Raw genomic sequence first — 16880 nt, 5'->3', positions numbered from 1 at the left:
GGAGGCCCGGCAACTGACGCTCTGTCGCTTGCCGCCTCCGCCCGCGGCACGTGAGAGTGCTCACCATGGTTGACCTTTCGCGGCGGGCGCTGCTCCGGGGCATGGGCGGGATGAGTACGGCGGGGGCGCTGGCCGCCCTGACCGGCTGCGGGGTGCCGCCCGCGTACGTCGAGGCCGCGGACCGCGGCGGCCCGGACCGTTCCCGGCACGAGCGGAAGATCGTCTTCGCCAACTGGCCGCTCTACATCGATGTCGACGACCACGACAAACAGCGGCGCCCCACCCTCGACGCGTTCCAGCGGCGCACCGGGATCTCCGTCACGTACACCGAGGAGATCAACGACAACGACGAGTTCTTCGGCAAGGTCAGCCCGGCGCTGATGAACCACCAGAGCACCGGCCGCGACCTGATCGTCATCAGCGACTGGATGTGTGCCCGGTTCGTCCGGCTCGGCTGGGTGCAGAAGATGGACCGCGCCGCCCAGCCGCACGTCGCCAAGTACCTCGACCCGCTGCTGCGCCGCCCGCACTTCGACCCCGGCCGGCTGCACTCGGTGCCCTGGCAGTCCGGGATCACCGGCATCGCGTACAACCGCAAGAAGCTCGGCCGGGAGATCAAGCACCTCTCGGACCTCTGGAAGCCCGATCTGCGCGGGCGGGTCACCCTGCTCTCCGGGCTCGACGAGGCGTTCGCCCTGCTCATGCAGGGGAACGGGGTCGACATCACCCGCTGGACGGCGGACGACTTCCACCGGATGACCGACCAGCTCCGCGGCCTGGTCCACCGGGGCCACATCCGGCGCTTCACCGGCAACGACTACATCAAGGACCTCGACTCGGGGGACGTGCTCGCCGCCCAGGCCTACTCGGGCGATGTGATCCAGCTGCAGGCGGACAACCCGGACATCGAGTTCGTGGTGCCCGAGGAGGGCGCCGAATTGTGGGCGGAGAGCCTGATGATCCCCAACCTCGCCGATCACAAGCACAACGCGGAGCGGCTGATCGACTACTACTACGAGCCGGAGGTCGCCGCGGACCTCGCCGCCTGGGTCAACTACGTCTGCCCCGTACCGGCCGCCCGCGACGTGCTGGCCTCCTCCAAGGACAAGGAGCGGGCCGCGCTCGCCGAGGACCCGCTGATCTTCCCGGACGATGCGATGCGCAAGCGGCTGGCCATCGCCCGGGACATCACGTCCAAGGAGCGGACCGAGTTCGCGAAGGAGTGGAACGGGATCGTGGGGTTGTAGAGCGGTGCGGGCGCGGGGCGGGGTTGCCGCGGTCACGGTGCCCGGCCGGGACCGGGGCTAGAGCGGCGGGATGTCGTTCTGGCTCGCGCCGATCGGGACCTGGTGGCCCGGCGGGAGGTCGTGGGCGGGCTGGCCCTTGAGGCTGGTGCCGGTGGCCTGGGCGGAGAAGGTCGCGCCGGCCGGGAGCATGGCCGTGTACTGGGTGTGACCGGTGCGGACCGCTTTACGTTCCTTCTTGGTCGGGGAGGTGGCGATCTCGATCGTGTCGCCCTCCTCGGCGCCGGTCAGCTTGCCCCAGACCGTGCGGCAGCCGGGGCTGTAGCGGACCGAGACCTGCATGGCTCCGGCCGTCTCCCGGGCCAGGGTGAGCGCGCCCCGGTCGCAGTGGGTGTCCTTGGGGTCGAGGCCGTCACAGTCGAGCATCGTGCAGGTCGGGGGCTCGGTCGTGGCCGGGACGGCGGACGGGGTACGGACGGGGCCGGCCCCGCCGGTGCGGTCGTCGTCCGGGTCGCCGCCCGCGAGCAGGGGGATCGTCACGGTCAGCACGGTGGTCACCGCGGCCACGATCACCGAACCGATCAGCGTCTCGGGGCCGTGCCGCTTCAGCCAGGAGCGCTCGTCGGGCGTGGCCGCACGCGGGCCCGTCACCGAGCCGTCCGCCACCGAGTCGTCCGTCTCGTCCGTCTCGCTGTGGGGCCCCTCCGCATCGCCTCGTGAGCCGGGCACGCGACCTCCTGCACTGTGTGACTCACCGTCAGGAGGGCAGGATAGGGCGCTTGGCCGGATATGACGCGGACAGATCCGGTCGTGTGTCGGCGACAGATCCGGTCGTGTGTCGGCGTGGACCGCGGCGTTCCCATCGGGGGAACGCCGCCGGTCAGCGGGCAACCGGGGGACCGTCAGCGGGCGGTGGCGTCGTTCACCCGCGCCAGGAGGCGGTGTACGTGTCGATCTCGGCGGCCAGCCGGGCCTTGGCCGGGGCGTCCATGAAGGAGGCCTCGACGGCGTTCTTGGCCAGGGCGGCCAGCCCGCCGGCGTCCAGGTCCAACAGCTGGGCGGCGACGGCGTATTCGGTGTTGAGGTCGGTGCCGAACATCGGCGGGTCGTCGCTGTTGATGGTGACCAGGACGCCGGCGTCGACCATCTCCTTGACCGGGTGCTCGTCGAGGATGCGCACCGAGCGGGTGGCGATGTTGGAGGTCGGGCAGACCTCCAACGGGATGCGGTGCTCGGCGAGATGGGCGAGCAGCGCGGGGTCCTGGGTCGCGCTGGTGCCGTGCCCGATGCGCTCGGCGCGGAGGTCGCGGAGCGCGTCCCAGATCGTGCCGGGGCCGGTGGTCTCGCCGGCGTGCGGTACGGAGTGCAGTCCGGCGGCGATCGCGCGGTCGAAGTACGGCTTGAACTGCGGGCGGGGCACGCCGATTTCGGGGCCGCCGAGCCCGAACGACACCAGTCCCTCGGGCTGCAGGTCGCAGGCGATCCGGGCGGTCTCCTCGGCGGCCTCCAGACCGGCCTCGCCGGGGATGTCGAAGCACCAGCGCAGCACCACGCCCAGCTCGGACTCCGCGGCCTTCCGGGCGTCCTCGATGGCCTCGACGAACGCGGCGTCGGGGATACCGCGGCGGGTGGAGCTGAACGGCGTGATGGTCAGCTCGGCGTAGCGGATCTGCTGGCGAGCCATGTCCCGGGCGACCTCGTACGTCAGCAGCCGGACGTCCTCGGCGTCACGGATCAGGTCCACGACGGAGAGGTAGACCTCGATGAAGTGCGCGAAGTCGCGGAAGGTGAAGTAGTCGGCCAGCGCCTCGGGGTCGGTGGGGACGGCGGAGTCCGGGTGCCGGGCGGCCAGCTCGGAGACGATCCGCGGCGATGCCGAGCCGACGTGGTGGACGTGCAGCTCCGCCTTGGGCAGGCCCGCGATGAAGGCATCGAGATCGGACAACGGATCCTCCTGGTCAGGGATGGGCAGGGTGAGCGGAACGGCCCCGTCGGCCCCGTCATGCTATGCGGGGCGGTTGCCGGGCGGGCGGCGGCCCTGGGGATGCCCCCGCTACGCCGCCGCGTCCTCGCGCAGGCGCTGGCGGGCCTCCATCAGGGCGAAGCCCAGGAGGTTCAGTCCGCGCCAGCGTGCCGGGTCCGGGGCGCGTTCGTCGTCGGCGGCCAGGCCGATGCCCCATATCCGGTCCAGCGGGCTGGCCTCGACCAGGACCCGGGAGTTCGTGCCGAGCAGGAAGTCCCGCAGGGCGGGGTCCTGGCCGAATTTGTGCAGGCTGCCCTCGACGACCAGGGCGAAGCGGTGCCGCCGCCAGGTCTCCTCGTCGAAGCCCCGGACCTTCCGGCCGGCGTCCTTGGCCTGCTTGGGGTGGCCGGCCGCGAGGGCCTGCCGTTCCGCCTCGGCGTCACCGAAGAGGCGGGCCTTTCCGGCCATCATCCAGTGCTCGGCGGTGGCGTACGTCGTCCCGTCGACCGTGAAGGGGGCCGGCCACCACTGGCTGAAACAGCTCGGGCTCAGGTCGCCGTCGCGGCGCGGGCGGTGACCCCAGAAAAACACGTATTTCGGACGCTTGCCGGCGGATGTCTCCCGGCGCAGTTCGTCGACCGAGCGCGGCCCGTCCGCGGCGCGCCCGTCCATGATCCCCCCGGCGGTCCCCGGGGCCTGCCCCGGGCCGCTCCCCGTGCTGTCGTGCATCATGCCGGGATTCTGTCAGCGGGCACCGACAACGTGTCGGGGTCCCCACCCCCAGAAATCGCAGAATTCGTCGCGTAACCAAAAGGCAACAACGGAATCCCTTGTTGAGGCCGTTCTATTCTGTCAAGATCGGCCATCGATTCCGGAAATAGCTACGCCAGGCAGTGCCGCGGAGCGGCCCCCGCGCCCGGCGGAGGAGAGCACCATGGATCACCGATTCGACGTCACCGAGCGATTCGCCCAGGGCGCGCAATTCATTGCGGGCAGCCTCCGGAGCGGCACCTCCGGCCGGACCCAGGACGTCGTCGACCCGGCGACCGGCGAGACGGTGTACCGCTATGAACTCGCAGGTACGGCCGACGTCGACGCGGCCGTCGAAGCGGCCGGGCGGGCCTTCCCCCAGTGGGCGGGGGCCACGCCCGGCGAGCGCTCCGACACCCTCCACCGCTTCGCCGCCGCGCTCGCCGAGGACGCCGCCGATCTTGCCTTCGCCGAATCGCTGAACTGCGGAAAGCCGATCAAGCTCAGCAATGAGTTCGATGTGCCGGGTTCGATCGACAATGCCGCGTTCTTCGCCGGTGCGGCCCGCCATCTGGAGGGCAAGGCGGCCGGCGAATACAGCGCCGACCACACCTCCGTGATCCGCCGCGAGCCCCTCGGCGTCGTCGGCTCCATCGCCCCCTGGAACTATCCGCTCCAGATGGCCGCCTGGAAGGTGCTGCCGGCCATCGCCGCGGGCAACACCATCGTCCTGAAGCCCGCCGAGATCACCCCGCTGACCTCGCTGCTCTTCGCGCAGGCCGCCCAGCGCGCGGGGCTGCCCGACGGAGTGCTCAACATCGTCTCCGGGGCCGGCCGGGACGCCGGTGAGCACCTGGTGGGCCACCCCTCCGTCGCGATGACCTCCTTCACCGGCTCGACCGCCATCGGCAAGCGCGTCGCCGAGATCGCCACCGGCACCGTCAAGCGCCTCCACCTCGAACTCGGCGGCAAGGCCCCGTTCGTCGTGTTCGACGACGCCGACCTGGAGGCGGCCGTCCACGGCGCGGTCGCCGGTGCGCTGATCAACACCGGCCAGGACTGCACCGCCGCCACCCGCGCCTACGTCCAGCGCCCGCTCTACGACGCGTTCGTCAGCGGCGTCGCGGACCTGATGGCGACCGTACGGCTCGGCGACCCCTTCGACCCGTCCACCGACCTCGGCCCGCTGATCTCGCACACCCAGCGCGACCGGGTGGCCGCCTTCGTCGACCGGGCGCGCGACTACGCCACCGTCGTCACCGGCGGCGAGGCCCCCCAGGGCGAGCTGGCCAAGGGCGCGTACTACCTGCCCACGCTGATCGCCGGCGCCCCCCAGGACAGCGAGGTCGTACAGTCCGAGATCTTCGGCCCGGTCCTGGTCGTGCTGCCCTTCGACAGTGACGACGAGGGCATCGCCCTGGCCAACGACACCCCCTACGGGCTGGCCGCCTCCGCCTGGAGCCGGGACGTCTACCGCACCGGCCGCGCCACCCGCGAGATCAAGGCGGGCTGCGTCTGGGTCAACGACCACATCCCGATCATCAGCGAGATGCCGCACGGCGGCGCCAAGGCGTCCGGCTTCGGCAAGGACATGTCGGCCTACTCCTTCGAGGAGTACACCCAGGTCAAGCACGTGATGTACGACAACACCGCGGTCGCCAGGAAGGACTGGCACCGCACGATCTTCGGGGACCGCACCTGACGGGACCACCCGGGGGCTCGGACGCCCCCCGGACCCGTCCCCGGACGACTCCCCGGAGCGAGCCCCCACCTCGCCCCGCCCCGCCCGTACCCCGCCCGTACGGGCCCACCCCGCGGCCAGTGGCCGCACGGCACCGTCCCCGCCGGCCGAGCGCCGGGCTCACCCCTGAAAGGGCACCGCGCATGGAGCACCACCAGCAGCCCGAACCCCTGTCCGCGGTCGAACTCGCCGCCATGCGCCGGAGCGCGGCCAACGGCCGGCTCGCCATGACCCGCCGCTCGCTGCTGCGCGCGGGCGGTGCCATGGCGGCCGTCACCGGCGGTCTGGGCGCTCTGGGGGCCTGCGGCATCCCGCCCGCCGGCCGTACCGACGCCGCGGCGTCCCAGGACCACTCCCGGAAGGAGAAGCAGCTCAACTTCTCCAACTGGACCGAGTACATGGACGTCAGCGACGACGGCAAGCACCACCCGACGCTGGACCGCTTCACCCGGCGCACCGGCATCGGCGTCAAATACACCGAGGACATCAACGACAACGACGAGTTCTTCGGCAAGGTCCAGGCACAGCTGGCGGCCGGCCAGGACACCGGCCGCGACCTGATCGTGCTCACCGACTGGATGTGCGCGCGGATGATCTCCCTCGGCTGGATCCAGAAGCTGGACCCGGCCAACCTGCCGCACGCCTACGCCAACCTCTCGGCGCAGTTCCGCGACCCCGCCTGGGACCCCGGCCGGGCGCACTCCTACGTGTGGCAGGGCATCCCCGCGATCATCGCGTACAACAAGAAGGCCACCGGCGGCCGGAAGGTCGACTCGGTCAGCCAGCTGCTGGAGGACCCGCGGCTCAAGGGCCGGGTCGGCTTCCTCTCCGAGATGCGCGACTCCATCGGGCTGACCCTCCTGGACATGGGCAAGAAGCCCGAGGAGGTCACCGCCGACGACTTCGACGCGGCGATCGCCCGGCTCCAGAAGGGCGTCGACTCCAAGCAGATCCGCCGCTTCACCGGCAACGACTACACCACCGACCTGGACAAGGGCGACCTCGCCGCGTGCGTGGCCTGGGCCGGCGACATCGTTCAACTCCAGAGCGACAACCCGGACATCGAGTACGTCATCCCCAAGAGCGGCTACATGACGTCCACCGACAACCTGATGGTGCCGAACAAGGCCCGCCACAAGGAAAACGCCGAACGGCTCATCGACTACTTCTACGAGCCGAAGGTGGCGGCGCGGCTCGCGGCGTACATCAACTACGTCTGCCCGGTCGACGGCGTCCGCGAGGAACTCGCCAAGATCGACAAGAAGGCGGCGGACAACCCGCTGATCCTGCCGGACAAGGAGATGGCCACCAGGTCCCACTCCTTCCGCGCACTGTCCGCCAAGGAGAACAAGCAGTTCAGCCAGAAGTTCTCCGAGCTCACCGGCGCCTGACCCCACCGCCCGCCGGGCCCGCCCCCTCCGAGCCGTTTCGCCCTCCGACCCACGGGACGACCGACATGACCAAGACCGCGACCCCTCAGAGCAGCGGCGGCGACGTCCGCCTCCAAGGGATAAGCAAGACCTACGGCTCCTTCACCGCCGTCCATCCGCTCGACCTGACCGTCCCCGCGGGCTCCTTCTTCGCGCTGCTCGGCGCCTCGGGCTGCGGCAAGACCACCACCCTGCGGATGATCGCCGGCCTGGAGGAGCCCACCACCGGGACCGTCGAACTCGCGGGCCAGGACGTCACCGTCCTGCCGCCCTACAAGCGCCAGGTCAACACCGTCTTCCAGAACTACGCGCTCTTCCCGCACCTCGACATCTACGAGAACGTCGCCTTCGGACTGCGCCGCCGCGGCATCAAGTCCGTCAAGAAGCAGGTCGAGGAGATGCTCGACCTGGTCCAGCTCGGCCCGATGGCCCGCCGCAAGCCGCAGCAGCTCTCCGGCGGCCAGCAGCAGCGCGTCGCGGTCGCCCGCGCCCTGATCAACCACCCCCAGGTGCTGCTCCTCGACGAGCCGCTGGGCGCCCTCGACCTCAAGCTGCGCCGCCAGATGCAGCTGGAGCTCAAGCGCATCCAGACCGAGGTCGGCATCACCTTCGTGCACGTCACCCACGACCAGGAGGAGGCCATGACGATGGCCGACACCGTGGCCGTGATGAACGGCGGCCGGGTCGAGCAGCTCGGCGCCCCCGCCGACCTCTACGAGAACCCCGCCACCACCTTCGTCGCCAACTTCCTGGGCACCTCCAACCTCATCGAGGCCGAGGTCGTCGAGGCCGGCGGCGACGAGCTGCTCCTCAAGGCCGCGGACGCCACACTCCGGCTGCCCGCCGCCCGATGTAGCGCCTCGGCCCGTACGGGCGAGAAGGTGCTGGCCGGCGTACGGCCCGAGAAGGTCGCCCTGCGGCACGCCGACGACGCCGGGTCCATCGCCGAGGGCCACAACCGGCTGCCCGGCCGCATCAAGGACGCCAGCTTCATCGGCGTCTCCACCCAGTACGTCGTCGACGTACCGGGCCTGGGCGAACTCGCCGTCTACGAGCAGAACATCGAGCGCGACGGCCGCCTCGTGCCCGGCGCGGAGATCGTGCTGCACTGGAGCCCGGCGCACACCTTCGGACTGGACGCCACCCAGGACATCCAGGCCGGCGCGGACCTCGACGAGGAGGCCGCGTGACCACCACCGAGACCCCCGCACCACCGGACGAGCAGACCGCCGCACCCCTGGAGGTGCACAAGACCCCGGCCCGCAAACGGCTGGTCCCCTACTGGCTGCTGCTGCCCGGCATCCTCTGGCTGATCGTCTTCTTCGCCGCCCCGCTCGTCTACCAGGCGTCGACCTCGATCCAGACCGGCTCCCTCGAAGAGGGCTTCAAGGTCACCTGGCACTTCGCCACCTACTGGGACGCGCTCGGCGAATACTGGCCGCAGTTCGTCCGCTCGGTCGGCTACGCCGCCCTCGCCACCGCGCTCTGCCTGCTCCTGGGTTACCCGCTGGCGTACCTCATCGCCTTCAAGGCGGGCCGCTGGCGCAACCTCGTGATGATCCTGGTCATCGCCCCGTTCTTCACCAGCTTCCTGATCCGCACGCTGGCCTGGAAGACGATCCTGGCCGACGGCGGACCGGTCGTCGCCGCCCTGAACTCGCTGCACGTTCTCGACGTCACCAGCGCGCTGGGCATCACCGAGGGACACCGGGTGCTGGCCACCCCGCTCGCGGTGGTCTGCGGACTGACGTACAACTTCCTGCCGTTCATGGTCCTGCCGCTCTACACCTCGCTGGAGCGCATCGACCCGCGGCTGCACGAGGCGGCCGGCGACCTCTACGCCCGCCCGGCCACCACCTTCCGCCGGGTGACCTTCCCGCTGTCGATGCCCGGCGTCGTCGCGGGCACCCTGCTCACCTTCATCCCGGCCGCCGGCGACTACATCAATGCCGAACTGCTGGGCTCCACCGACCAGAAGATGATCGGCAACGTCATCCAGTCGCAGTTCCTGCGGGTCCTGGACTACCCGACCGCGGCCGCGCTCTCCTTCATCCTCATGGCGGCCATCCTCGCCATGGTCACGATCTACATCCGCAAGTCCGGGACGGAGGATCTGGTCTGATGGCGGCAACCGGGACCACGGCCAGCACGGCCGAGACCACGGCAACCACGGCGCCCACGAGAGGCCGCACGCCCCACAAGGGCCTGCGCTGGCTGCGCCGCAACATCGTCACCCTCGCGGGGCTCTGCACCCTGGGCTACCTCATCCTGCCCAACCTCGTCGTGATGGTGTTCTCGTTCAACAAGCCCAACGGCCGCTTCAACTACCAGTGGCAGCGGTTCTCCACGGACGCCTGGACCGATCCGTGCGGGGTCGCCGACCTGTGCGGCTCGCTGGGACTGAGCCTGCAGATCGCCGTCTGGGCCACGGTCGGCGCGACCGTCCTCGGCACCATGATCGCGTTCGCGCTGGCCCGCTACCGCTTCCGCGCCCGGGCCGGCGTCAACACCCTGATCTTCCTGCCGATGGCCATGCCCGAGGTCGTCATGGCCGCCTCGCTGGCGACCCTCTTCCTCAACATGGGCATCCAGTTCGGCTTCTGGACGATCCTCATCGCGCACATCATGTTCTGCCTGAGCTTCGTCGTCACCGCCGTCAAGGCCCGTGTGATGAGCATGGACCCGCGGCTCGAACAGGCTGCCCAGGACCTCTACGCCTCGCCCACGCAGACCTTCCTGCGGGTGACGCTGCCGATCGCCGCGCCCGGCATCGCGGCCGGCGCCCTGCTCTCCTTCGCGCTCTCCTTCGACGACTTCATCATCACCAACTTCAACGCCGGCTCCACGGTGACCTTCCCCATGTTCGTCTGGGGATCGGCACAGCGGGGCACACCCGTTCAGATCAATGTCATCGGTACGGCGATGTTCCTGGTCGCCGTGCTGTGCGTAGTGGTCGGCCAGCTGGCCGGCAAACGCCGTAAGCGGAGCTAGAGGAGCTGAGAACCATGGCACGAGCTGCCATGAACGCCCCGTCCCCCGTCCACGCGCTCGCGGACGCCGCCCCCACACCCTTCTGGCTGGACGACCCCACCCGCCCCGCCGCGCAGCCCGCCCTCGTCGGCGACGAGAACTGCGACCTGCTCGTCGTCGGCGGCGGCTACTCCGGACTGTGGACCGCGCTGCTCGCCAAGGAGCGCGACCCGCAGCGCGACGTCGTGCTCGTCGAAGGCGCCGAGATCGGCTGGGCCGCCTCCGGGCGCAACGGCGGCTTCTGCGCCGCCTCCCTCACCCACGGCCTGGGCAACGGCCTGGCCCGCTGGCCCGGTGAACTCGCCAAGCTCGAAGAACTCGGCATCCGCAACCTCGACGCCATCGAGGAGGCGGTGGCCCGCTACGGCATCGACTGCGACTTCGAGCGCACCGGCGAGATCGACATCGCCACCGAGCCGCACCAGATCGCCGAGCTCCAGGAGGCCGCCGAGGACGCCGCGAAGCTCGGCCTGGACCGGCACACCTTCCTTGACGAGGACGCCCTCCGCGCCGAGGTCGACTCACCGACCTTCCGGGCCGGCCTGTGGGACCGCAACGGCGTCGCCATGCTCAACCCGGCCAAGCTCGCCTGGGGCCTGAAAAAGGCCTGCTTGGACCTCGGCGTGCGCATCTACGAGCGCACCCGCGCCACCGCGCTCGCCTCCGAGGGCATGGGCATGGCCGTCCGCACCCCGTACGGCCGGGTCTTCGCCCGTCATGTCGCGCTCGGCACCAACGCCTTCCCCTCCCTGGTCAAGCGGGTGCGCCCGTACATCGTCCCGGTCTACGACCACGCCCTGATGACCGAGCCGCTGACCGACGAGCAACTGGCGGCCATCGGCTGGAAGAACCGCCAGGGCCTCTCCGACTCCAACAACCACTTCCACTACTTCCGCATCACCGCCGACAACCGCATCCTGTGGGGCGGTTACGACATCGTCTACCGCTACGGCGGCGGCGTCCGCGCGGAATTCGACCACCACCCGGAGACGTACGAGAAGCTCGCCCGGCACTTCTTCCGCTGCTTCCCGCAGTTGGAGGGCCTGCGCTTCACCCACACCTGGGGCGGCGCGATCGACACCTGCGCCCGCTTCTCGGCGTTCTTCGGCACCGCACACGCCGGCCGGGTCGCCTACGCGGCCGGCTACACCGGCCTCGGCGTGGGCGCCACCCGCTTCGGCGCCGACGTGATGCTCGACCTGCTCGCCGGCGAACCCACCGAGCGCACGGAGCTGGAGATGGTCCGCAGCAAGCCGCTGCCCTTCCCGCCCGAGCCGCTGCGCTGGGCCGGCATCGGCATCACCCAGTGGTCGATGACCCGCGCCGACACCCACGGCGGACGCCGCAACCTGTGGCTGAAGGCGATGGACAAGATGGGGCTGGGCTTCGACAGCTGAGGGGGACGGGGGTGGGCGGGTGGCTGCTGCCCGCCCCCTCGCGCGTGCGTGATCGCGTGCGTATTACGGCAGTGGCGGGGGCGAAGGGGGAGCGGGGGCGGTTACCGGCGCGGAGGACGCGGTGACCGCCGGCGCCCAGCGCTCGCAGACGGCGCACCAGAGCGCCAGCACCACCCCGGCCAGGCACCAGCTGCCGAGGACGTCCAGCGGCCAGTGGTATCCGCGGCGCACCAGCCCCACGCCGACGCCGAGGTTGAGCAGCACGGTCCCGGTGGCCAGCGCCAACGGGAGCCGGCCCCGACCCCGCGCCCTGCGGCCGGCCCGGCCCGCGTCGGGTCCCCACCGGGTCAGGAACAGCGCGGCCACGCCGTAGGCAACCGCCGCCGTGGCGGCATGGCCCGACGGATAGAAACCGTCGTGCCCACCGGCGGCGGCCATCCGCGGCGGGCCCGGCCGGGCGAGCCACAGCTTGAGCGGGACGACGAGCACGGGCACCACGGCGAGCGCGAGCCCGGCGGCCAGCGGCGGCAGCCACCACCGCCCGGCCGGACCGCCCGCGACCCCCTCCGGCTGCCGGCCCCGCCACCCGGCCCGCCCCACGACCACCCTCACCAAGACAACCCCCACCAACACCGGCAACGCCACGACCGTGTTGCCGAGATCGGCGAGGAACTCGGCGACCGAGGAGGGGAGTTCGCGGGCACCGGCGATGCCGTGGCCCAGCCGCTCGTCGTACGTCCGCAGCGGACCGTGCGCCGCCACCTGCCAGGTGAGAACGGCGAACAGCAGCACGCAGAGGAGCAGCACGTACCGAGGGGCGAACAGGCCCGGGAAAAGGTTCGGCCGCCTCGGAACAGGGGGGGGTGGTTCCGAGGCGGCCACGCTGACCGGTGTCCCGCGCGCCCCGGGGGGTATGGGGCGGGCGGACATCCGATCGGTGAGGATTCCCGGATCCCCTCTCACGAGGGGGGCCGGCTTTGTGCGCGAGGGCACGGCCTGGTCGGAGCCGGGGAAGCGCCGACCGGGCGTCGCCCGCAGTCCCCTGCGGGCGGGGTGTTTCTCTCATCTGCAGAAACCGTACGGCACGGGGAGCGCACCGGACAGCCGCATCACCCGCCCGCCATCGGCCCCGCACATCTTCTTCACTCGGCGTCTCCAGCCACCCGTGGCCACCCGGAACGCGGTGACCGGAACGGTGCGCTGACCCACCGCCGCCACCTGCGAAAACGGGCCGCCACCCCCGACACGGAAGCCGCCACCCCGATACGGAAAGGGAAAGCGGCCCGCAGACAGGCTGCGGGCCGCTCACTCCCGGCGGGACCAGCTCCCGGACGTATCAACTCCCGGATGCATCAGCTCCTGGCCGGATCAGCTCCGTCCGGATCAGATCCTCGCGAACGCCGCCTCGAGGATGTCCAGACCCTCGTTGAGCAGGTCCTCGCCGATGACCAGCGGCGGCAGGAAGCGCAGCACATTGCCGAACGTACCGGTCGTCAGGACGAGCAGACCCTCCTGGTGGCATGCCTTGGCGAGCGCGCCGGTGGCCTCGGGGTTGGGCTCCTTCGAACCGGACTTGACCAGCTCGATCGCGATCATGGCGCCGCGGCCGCGGACCTCGCCGATGATGTCGTACTTCTCGGCGATCGCGGTCAGGCGGGCCTTCATGATCTCGCCGATCCGCCGCGCCTTGCCGTTGAGGTCCTGCTCGCGCATGGTCTCGATGGAGCCGAGCGCCGCGGCGCAGGCCACCGGGTTACCGCCGTAGGTGCCGCCCAGGCCGCCCGCGTGCGCGGCGTCCATGATCTCCGCGCGACCGGTCACGGCCGCCAGCGGCAGACCGCCGGCGATGCCCTTCGCCGTCGTGATCAGGTCGGGCACGATGCCCTCGTCCTCACACGCGAACCACTGGCCGGTACGGCAGAAGCCGGACTGGATCTCGTCCGCGACGAAGACGATGCCGTTCTCCTTCGCGAAGTTCGCGATGGCGGGCAGGAAGCCCTTGGCCGGCTCGATGAAGCCGCCCTCGCCGAGCAGCGGCTCGATGATGATCGCCGCGACGTTCTCGGCGCCGATCTGCTTGGTGATCTGCGTGATGGCCTGCTCCGCGGCCTCCTGCGCACAGTTCTCCGGGCCGGTCAGCCAGCGGTAGGGGTAGGCCAGCGGCACACGGTAGACCTCGGGCGCGAACGGGCCGAAGCCGTGCTTGTACGGCATGTTCTTGGCGGTGAGCGCCATCGTGAGGTTCGTCCGGCCGTGGTACCCGTGGTCGAAGACGACCACGGCCTGCCGCTTGGTGTACGCCCGGGCGATCTTGACGGCGTTCTCGACCGCCTCCGCACCGGAGTTGAACAGCGCCGACTTCTTCTCGTGGTCGCCCGGGGTCAGCTCGGCCAGCGCCTCACAGACCTCGATGTACGGCTCGTACGGCGTCACCATCACACAGGTGTGGGTGAAGTCGGCGAGCTGCGCGGTGGCCCGGCGGACGACCGCCTCCGCGCTGTTGCCCACCGAGGTCACCGCGATGCCCGAGCCGAAGTCGATCAGGGAGTTGCCGTCCACGTCCTCCAGGACGCCGCCGCCCGCACGCTTCACGAAGACGGGCAGTACCGCGCCGACGCCACTGGCGACCGTGGCCTGCTTACGGGCCCACAGCTCCTGCGACTTCGGGCCGGGGATCGCGGTGACGACGCGACGCTCCTGGGGAAGGGCGGGGCCTCCGGACAGTTCGCTCATGGCAGTCTCCTGGATGGAACGGGAACGGACAGACGTCTTGAGTCTTGTTCTCGCAGGCTAGGGGCGGTGGGGCGGGTCTGGCATGTTCCGTTCGGGAGAAGTGCGCGTGTTGCGTTGTCCGCACCGGACATAGCGACGGCTCCCGGCCAGTAGATTGAGCGCCGGCGCGCCCGGCAGCGGCGCCCACCAGCGCGGGCATGACAATGGCAACGCGGCACCGCCGGCCCACGGCGCCGCCGCACCGGCACACCAGGCCACGGCTCAAGGGGGACAAGGGGCACCGGATGGACACCGAGGGCACGCACGACGCACGTCACACCCGCTCCGACCAGGTCCCACGACCGACACCACCACCACCCACAGACCTGCCGCCACGGCCGGTGGGGCCCCCGGCGGCACCGGCCGTGCCCACCCTTCCCCCGACTTCGGCGCCGGCCGCCGGCACGGCCGTGCCCGAGCCGCCGGTCGTGAACTGGCTCCGCATGCCACGCCCGGCGGCGGCACCAGGAGTGTGGACGTACGGACACCGCCCGCGCCCCGCTGAGGAGCCCGACCGGGTCCCGGCTCGCCAGCTGGTCAGCGGGGCGGTCATCTCGTTCTTGTGCGGGTGGCTGTTGTGGTCGTTGTTGTGGAATGGGTATTTGGGGACGTATTGGGTCTGGCCGCTCGAAGCTCTCGTACCTCGTTCCTGGGTAGTTGGAGCAACGTCCAGTGACGAGGTCATTTATGCGGTGGTAACGCGCGTTTACAGTGCTCTGTGGATCCTCGGCATCGCGTTCTTCTTCGGCCGTCTCGGCCGCTGGCCGGAGCTGGCTCGTCGGTACGTGGTGCCCGTCTTCCGCCGCCTCCGCACCTCCGCCGTCGCCCCCAAGCCCCAAGCCGCCTCCGACCCCGTGGAATGGCCCGAGATGCGGGCGCACGGTGCGGTGGATGCGGCCGAGAAGCTGGCTGCCGAGGCGCGTGCCGGGCGGATGAACGACGTGGACGTGGCGAGGATCGAACGAGCCTGGCGGTCGGTCCGGTCCGGCAAGAATTCCCTCGCGACCTTCACCGACACCGTGCTGCGGCACGGCGCGGCCGCCTGTGCGCATCCCTCCGGCCGGCGTGACCTGCCGCGCCGGACCGCCGCGCACGACCTGCTCGCCCATCAGGTCCGTATCGGCACCGCCGCCGACCACCCCCGCAATCCCTACCAGCACCGCGGTGTTGGTTGTGCCCTTGAGCCCGGGATTCTGGGGACGTCCCTGCTGGCCGTCGGGCCCGCCGGGAGCGGGAAGACCACCCGGGTGGTGAAGCCGGTGGTGGAGTCGATGTGTCTGCAGGCGCTGGCCGGGCAGTGCGCCGTGATCGCGGTCGGACCGGCCGGTTCGGACCTGGGGCCCGACGAGGCGTTCGACGTGGTGGTCAGGGTCGGCCGCCCGGACCCCGATTGCGATCTCGATCTCTACGGCGGCACCACGGACCCCGACGAGGCGGCGGGGATCCTCGCCGAGGCGCTGGTCGGCGACCTCGCCGAGCAGTTGCCCGGTGGGGACAGTCGGCGGGCCGCGACCGCGCTGGCCCAGCTGCTCGGCCCTTTCCGGGCCGCCCACGACCGCTTCCCGACCGTCCCCGAGCTGCGCGCCCTGCTGGACGCGGCGCCCGAGGCGATCACCGCCCTGCGCACCGCTCTGGAAGAGGCAGAGGCCCCCACCCTGCTGCGTGAACTGGACGTCCGGGCCCGCCAGGCCGAGCGCCCCGGTGACGCCGCCGTGCTCCTCGCCGACCGCCTCGCCCTCCTGGACCGGCCCGCCTTCGCCGCGTACTTCGACCCGACGGGGCGCACCCGCCAGGTCTCGCTGCACGCCCTCGACCATCCGCTGCGGGTACGGATCGAACTGCCCGAGCGCGGTCACGCGGAGGCCTCACGGATCCTCGCGCGGCTGGTGCTGGCGCAGTTCACCGAGTGCGCGGTGGCCCGCAGCGACCGCTCGCTGTTCGCCTGTCTGGTGCTTGACGAGGCCGCGCACACCATCACCGCCGAGGCGCTCCGTGGTCTGCAGCGGCTGCGCTCGGCGAATGCGGGGGTGGTGCTCACGCTGCGGTCCCTCGACGACATCCCGGACACGCTGCGCGGCACACTGCTCGGCACGGTCGGCTGCCGGATGGCGTTCGCGGGCGTCACGACCTGGGACGGCGCGCGGTTCGCCGAGGTCTGGGGCAAGGAGTGGGTGGAGACCCGCGATGTGACGGACCGTCAGATCATTGCGGAGAGCGCCGCGGGGAAGGCGTTCCACATCTTCCGGCACCTGGTCACCGGCAAGGCCGCCACGGCCAAGGCCGTCACCGTACGGACCGTGGAGCGGGAGCGCTGGTCCGCCTCCGACCTCGCCAACTCCGTCCCGGCGGGGCATGCGGTGCTCTCGGTGACCAGCGTGACCGGGGAACACGCCCCACCCGTCCTCGTAGACCTCCGCTCCTGACCCCCGCGCCCCATGCCGCCGGCATGCCCCGGCCCCCGTTCCCCGATTCCTCCGTTGAGGCAGAATCGGCAGTGGCCGTTCGTACGGGGCGGCGTAAAGAATGGGGCGTGGGCCGGTTGTCGGGTGGTCG

Annotated in this window: 13 protein-coding genes; 8 read left to right on the top strand and 5 right to left on the bottom strand. The window is 71.0% G+C overall.

Features of this window, described 5'->3' with window-relative positions; all coding sequences use genetic code 11:
• Positions 1-65: 65 nt before the first annotated feature.
• Positions 66-1247: a PotD/PotF family extracellular solute-binding protein gene (locus ACFV1J_RS29115; RefSeq protein WP_385862972.1), complete on the top strand. Its 1182-nt coding sequence runs from the start codon at positions 66-68 to the stop codon at positions 1245-1247.
• A 57-nt stretch (positions 1248-1304) separates the two neighbouring features.
• Here ACFV1J_RS29115 and ACFV1J_RS29110 read toward each other — a convergent pair whose 3' ends face one another.
• From ACFV1J_RS29110 to ACFV1J_RS29100, 3 genes are all read right to left on the bottom strand, one after another.
• Positions 1305-1973, bottom strand: coding sequence for a DUF2690 domain-containing protein (locus tag ACFV1J_RS29110; RefSeq protein ID WP_385862971.1), 669 nt, complete (start codon positions 1971-1973; stop codon positions 1305-1307).
• A 193-nt stretch (positions 1974-2166) separates the two neighbouring features.
• Positions 2167-3189, bottom strand: a complete 1023-nt coding sequence (locus tag ACFV1J_RS29105) for an adenosine deaminase (RefSeq protein ID WP_385862969.1) — start codon at positions 3187-3189, stop codon at positions 2167-2169.
• A 108-nt stretch (positions 3190-3297) separates the two neighbouring features.
• The gene (locus ACFV1J_RS29100) at positions 3298-3939 is read right to left on the bottom strand and encodes an NADAR family protein (protein ID WP_385862968.1); all 642 of its coding nucleotides are present in this window, start codon (positions 3937-3939) and stop codon (positions 3298-3300) included.
• A gap of 202 nt (positions 3940-4141) precedes the next feature.
• Between ACFV1J_RS29100 and ACFV1J_RS29095 the strand changes: the two genes are divergently transcribed.
• The 6 genes from ACFV1J_RS29095 (at position 4142) to ACFV1J_RS29070 (ending at position 11555) form a co-directional block, all read left to right on the top strand.
• Positions 4142-5659 (top strand): gamma-aminobutyraldehyde dehydrogenase, encoded by a 1518-nt coding sequence (locus ACFV1J_RS29095; protein WP_385862966.1) that lies wholly within the window; start codon positions 4142-4144, stop codon positions 5657-5659.
• Between the two features lie 182 nt (positions 5660-5841).
• Complete coding sequence (locus ACFV1J_RS29090; protein WP_385862964.1) at positions 5842-7089, top strand: PotD/PotF family extracellular solute-binding protein; 1248 nt, start codon at positions 5842-5844, stop codon at positions 7087-7089.
• A 65-nt stretch (positions 7090-7154) separates the two neighbouring features.
• Positions 7155-8318: an ABC transporter ATP-binding protein gene (locus tag ACFV1J_RS29085; protein ID WP_385862962.1), complete on the top strand. Its 1164-nt coding sequence runs from the start codon at positions 7155-7157 to the stop codon at positions 8316-8318.
• Entirely contained in the window at positions 8315-9250 is a 936-nt protein-coding gene (locus ACFV1J_RS29080; RefSeq protein WP_385862960.1) for an ABC transporter permease, read from the top strand. The genes ACFV1J_RS29085 and ACFV1J_RS29080 overlap by 4 nt, the downstream gene beginning before the upstream one ends.
• Positions 9250-10119: an ABC transporter permease gene (locus tag ACFV1J_RS29075; protein WP_385862958.1), complete on the top strand. Its 870-nt coding sequence runs from the start codon at positions 9250-9252 to the stop codon at positions 10117-10119. The genes ACFV1J_RS29080 and ACFV1J_RS29075 overlap by 1 nt, the downstream gene beginning before the upstream one ends.
• 14 nt (positions 10120-10133) lie before the next feature.
• A complete protein-coding gene (locus ACFV1J_RS29070) occupies positions 10134-11555 on the top strand; it encodes an NAD(P)/FAD-dependent oxidoreductase (RefSeq protein WP_385862956.1) in 1422 nt (473 codons plus the stop codon).
• A gap of 63 nt (positions 11556-11618) precedes the next feature.
• Here ACFV1J_RS29070 and ACFV1J_RS29065 read toward each other — a convergent pair whose 3' ends face one another.
• Together ACFV1J_RS29065 and gabT are read right to left on the bottom strand one after the other, a co-directional pair.
• On the bottom strand, positions 11619-12362 hold the full coding sequence (locus tag ACFV1J_RS29065; protein ID WP_385862954.1) for a phosphatase PAP2 family protein: 744 nt from the start codon (positions 12360-12362) through the stop codon (positions 11619-11621).
• Positions 12363-12938: 576 nt separating this feature from the next.
• On the bottom strand, positions 12939-14288 hold the full coding sequence (gabT, locus tag ACFV1J_RS29060) for a 4-aminobutyrate--2-oxoglutarate transaminase (RefSeq protein WP_385862953.1): 1350 nt from the start codon (positions 14286-14288) through the stop codon (positions 12939-12941).
• A 284-nt stretch (positions 14289-14572) separates the two neighbouring features.
• Here gabT and ACFV1J_RS29055 point away from each other — a divergent pair, with 284 nt between their 5' ends.
• Complete coding sequence (locus tag ACFV1J_RS29055; protein WP_385863047.1) at positions 14573-16750, top strand: ATP-binding protein; 2178 nt, start codon at positions 14573-14575, stop codon at positions 16748-16750.
• The last annotated feature ends 130 nt before the right edge of the window (positions 16751-16880 follow it).

This window comes from Streptomyces sp. NPDC059649 (genome assembly GCF_042734445.1).
GTDB lineage: Bacteria > Actinomycetota > Actinomycetes > Streptomycetales > Streptomycetaceae > Streptomyces.
Note: the sequence above shows the minus strand (reverse complement) of the source record. Positions and strands in the feature narration are given on the sequence as shown.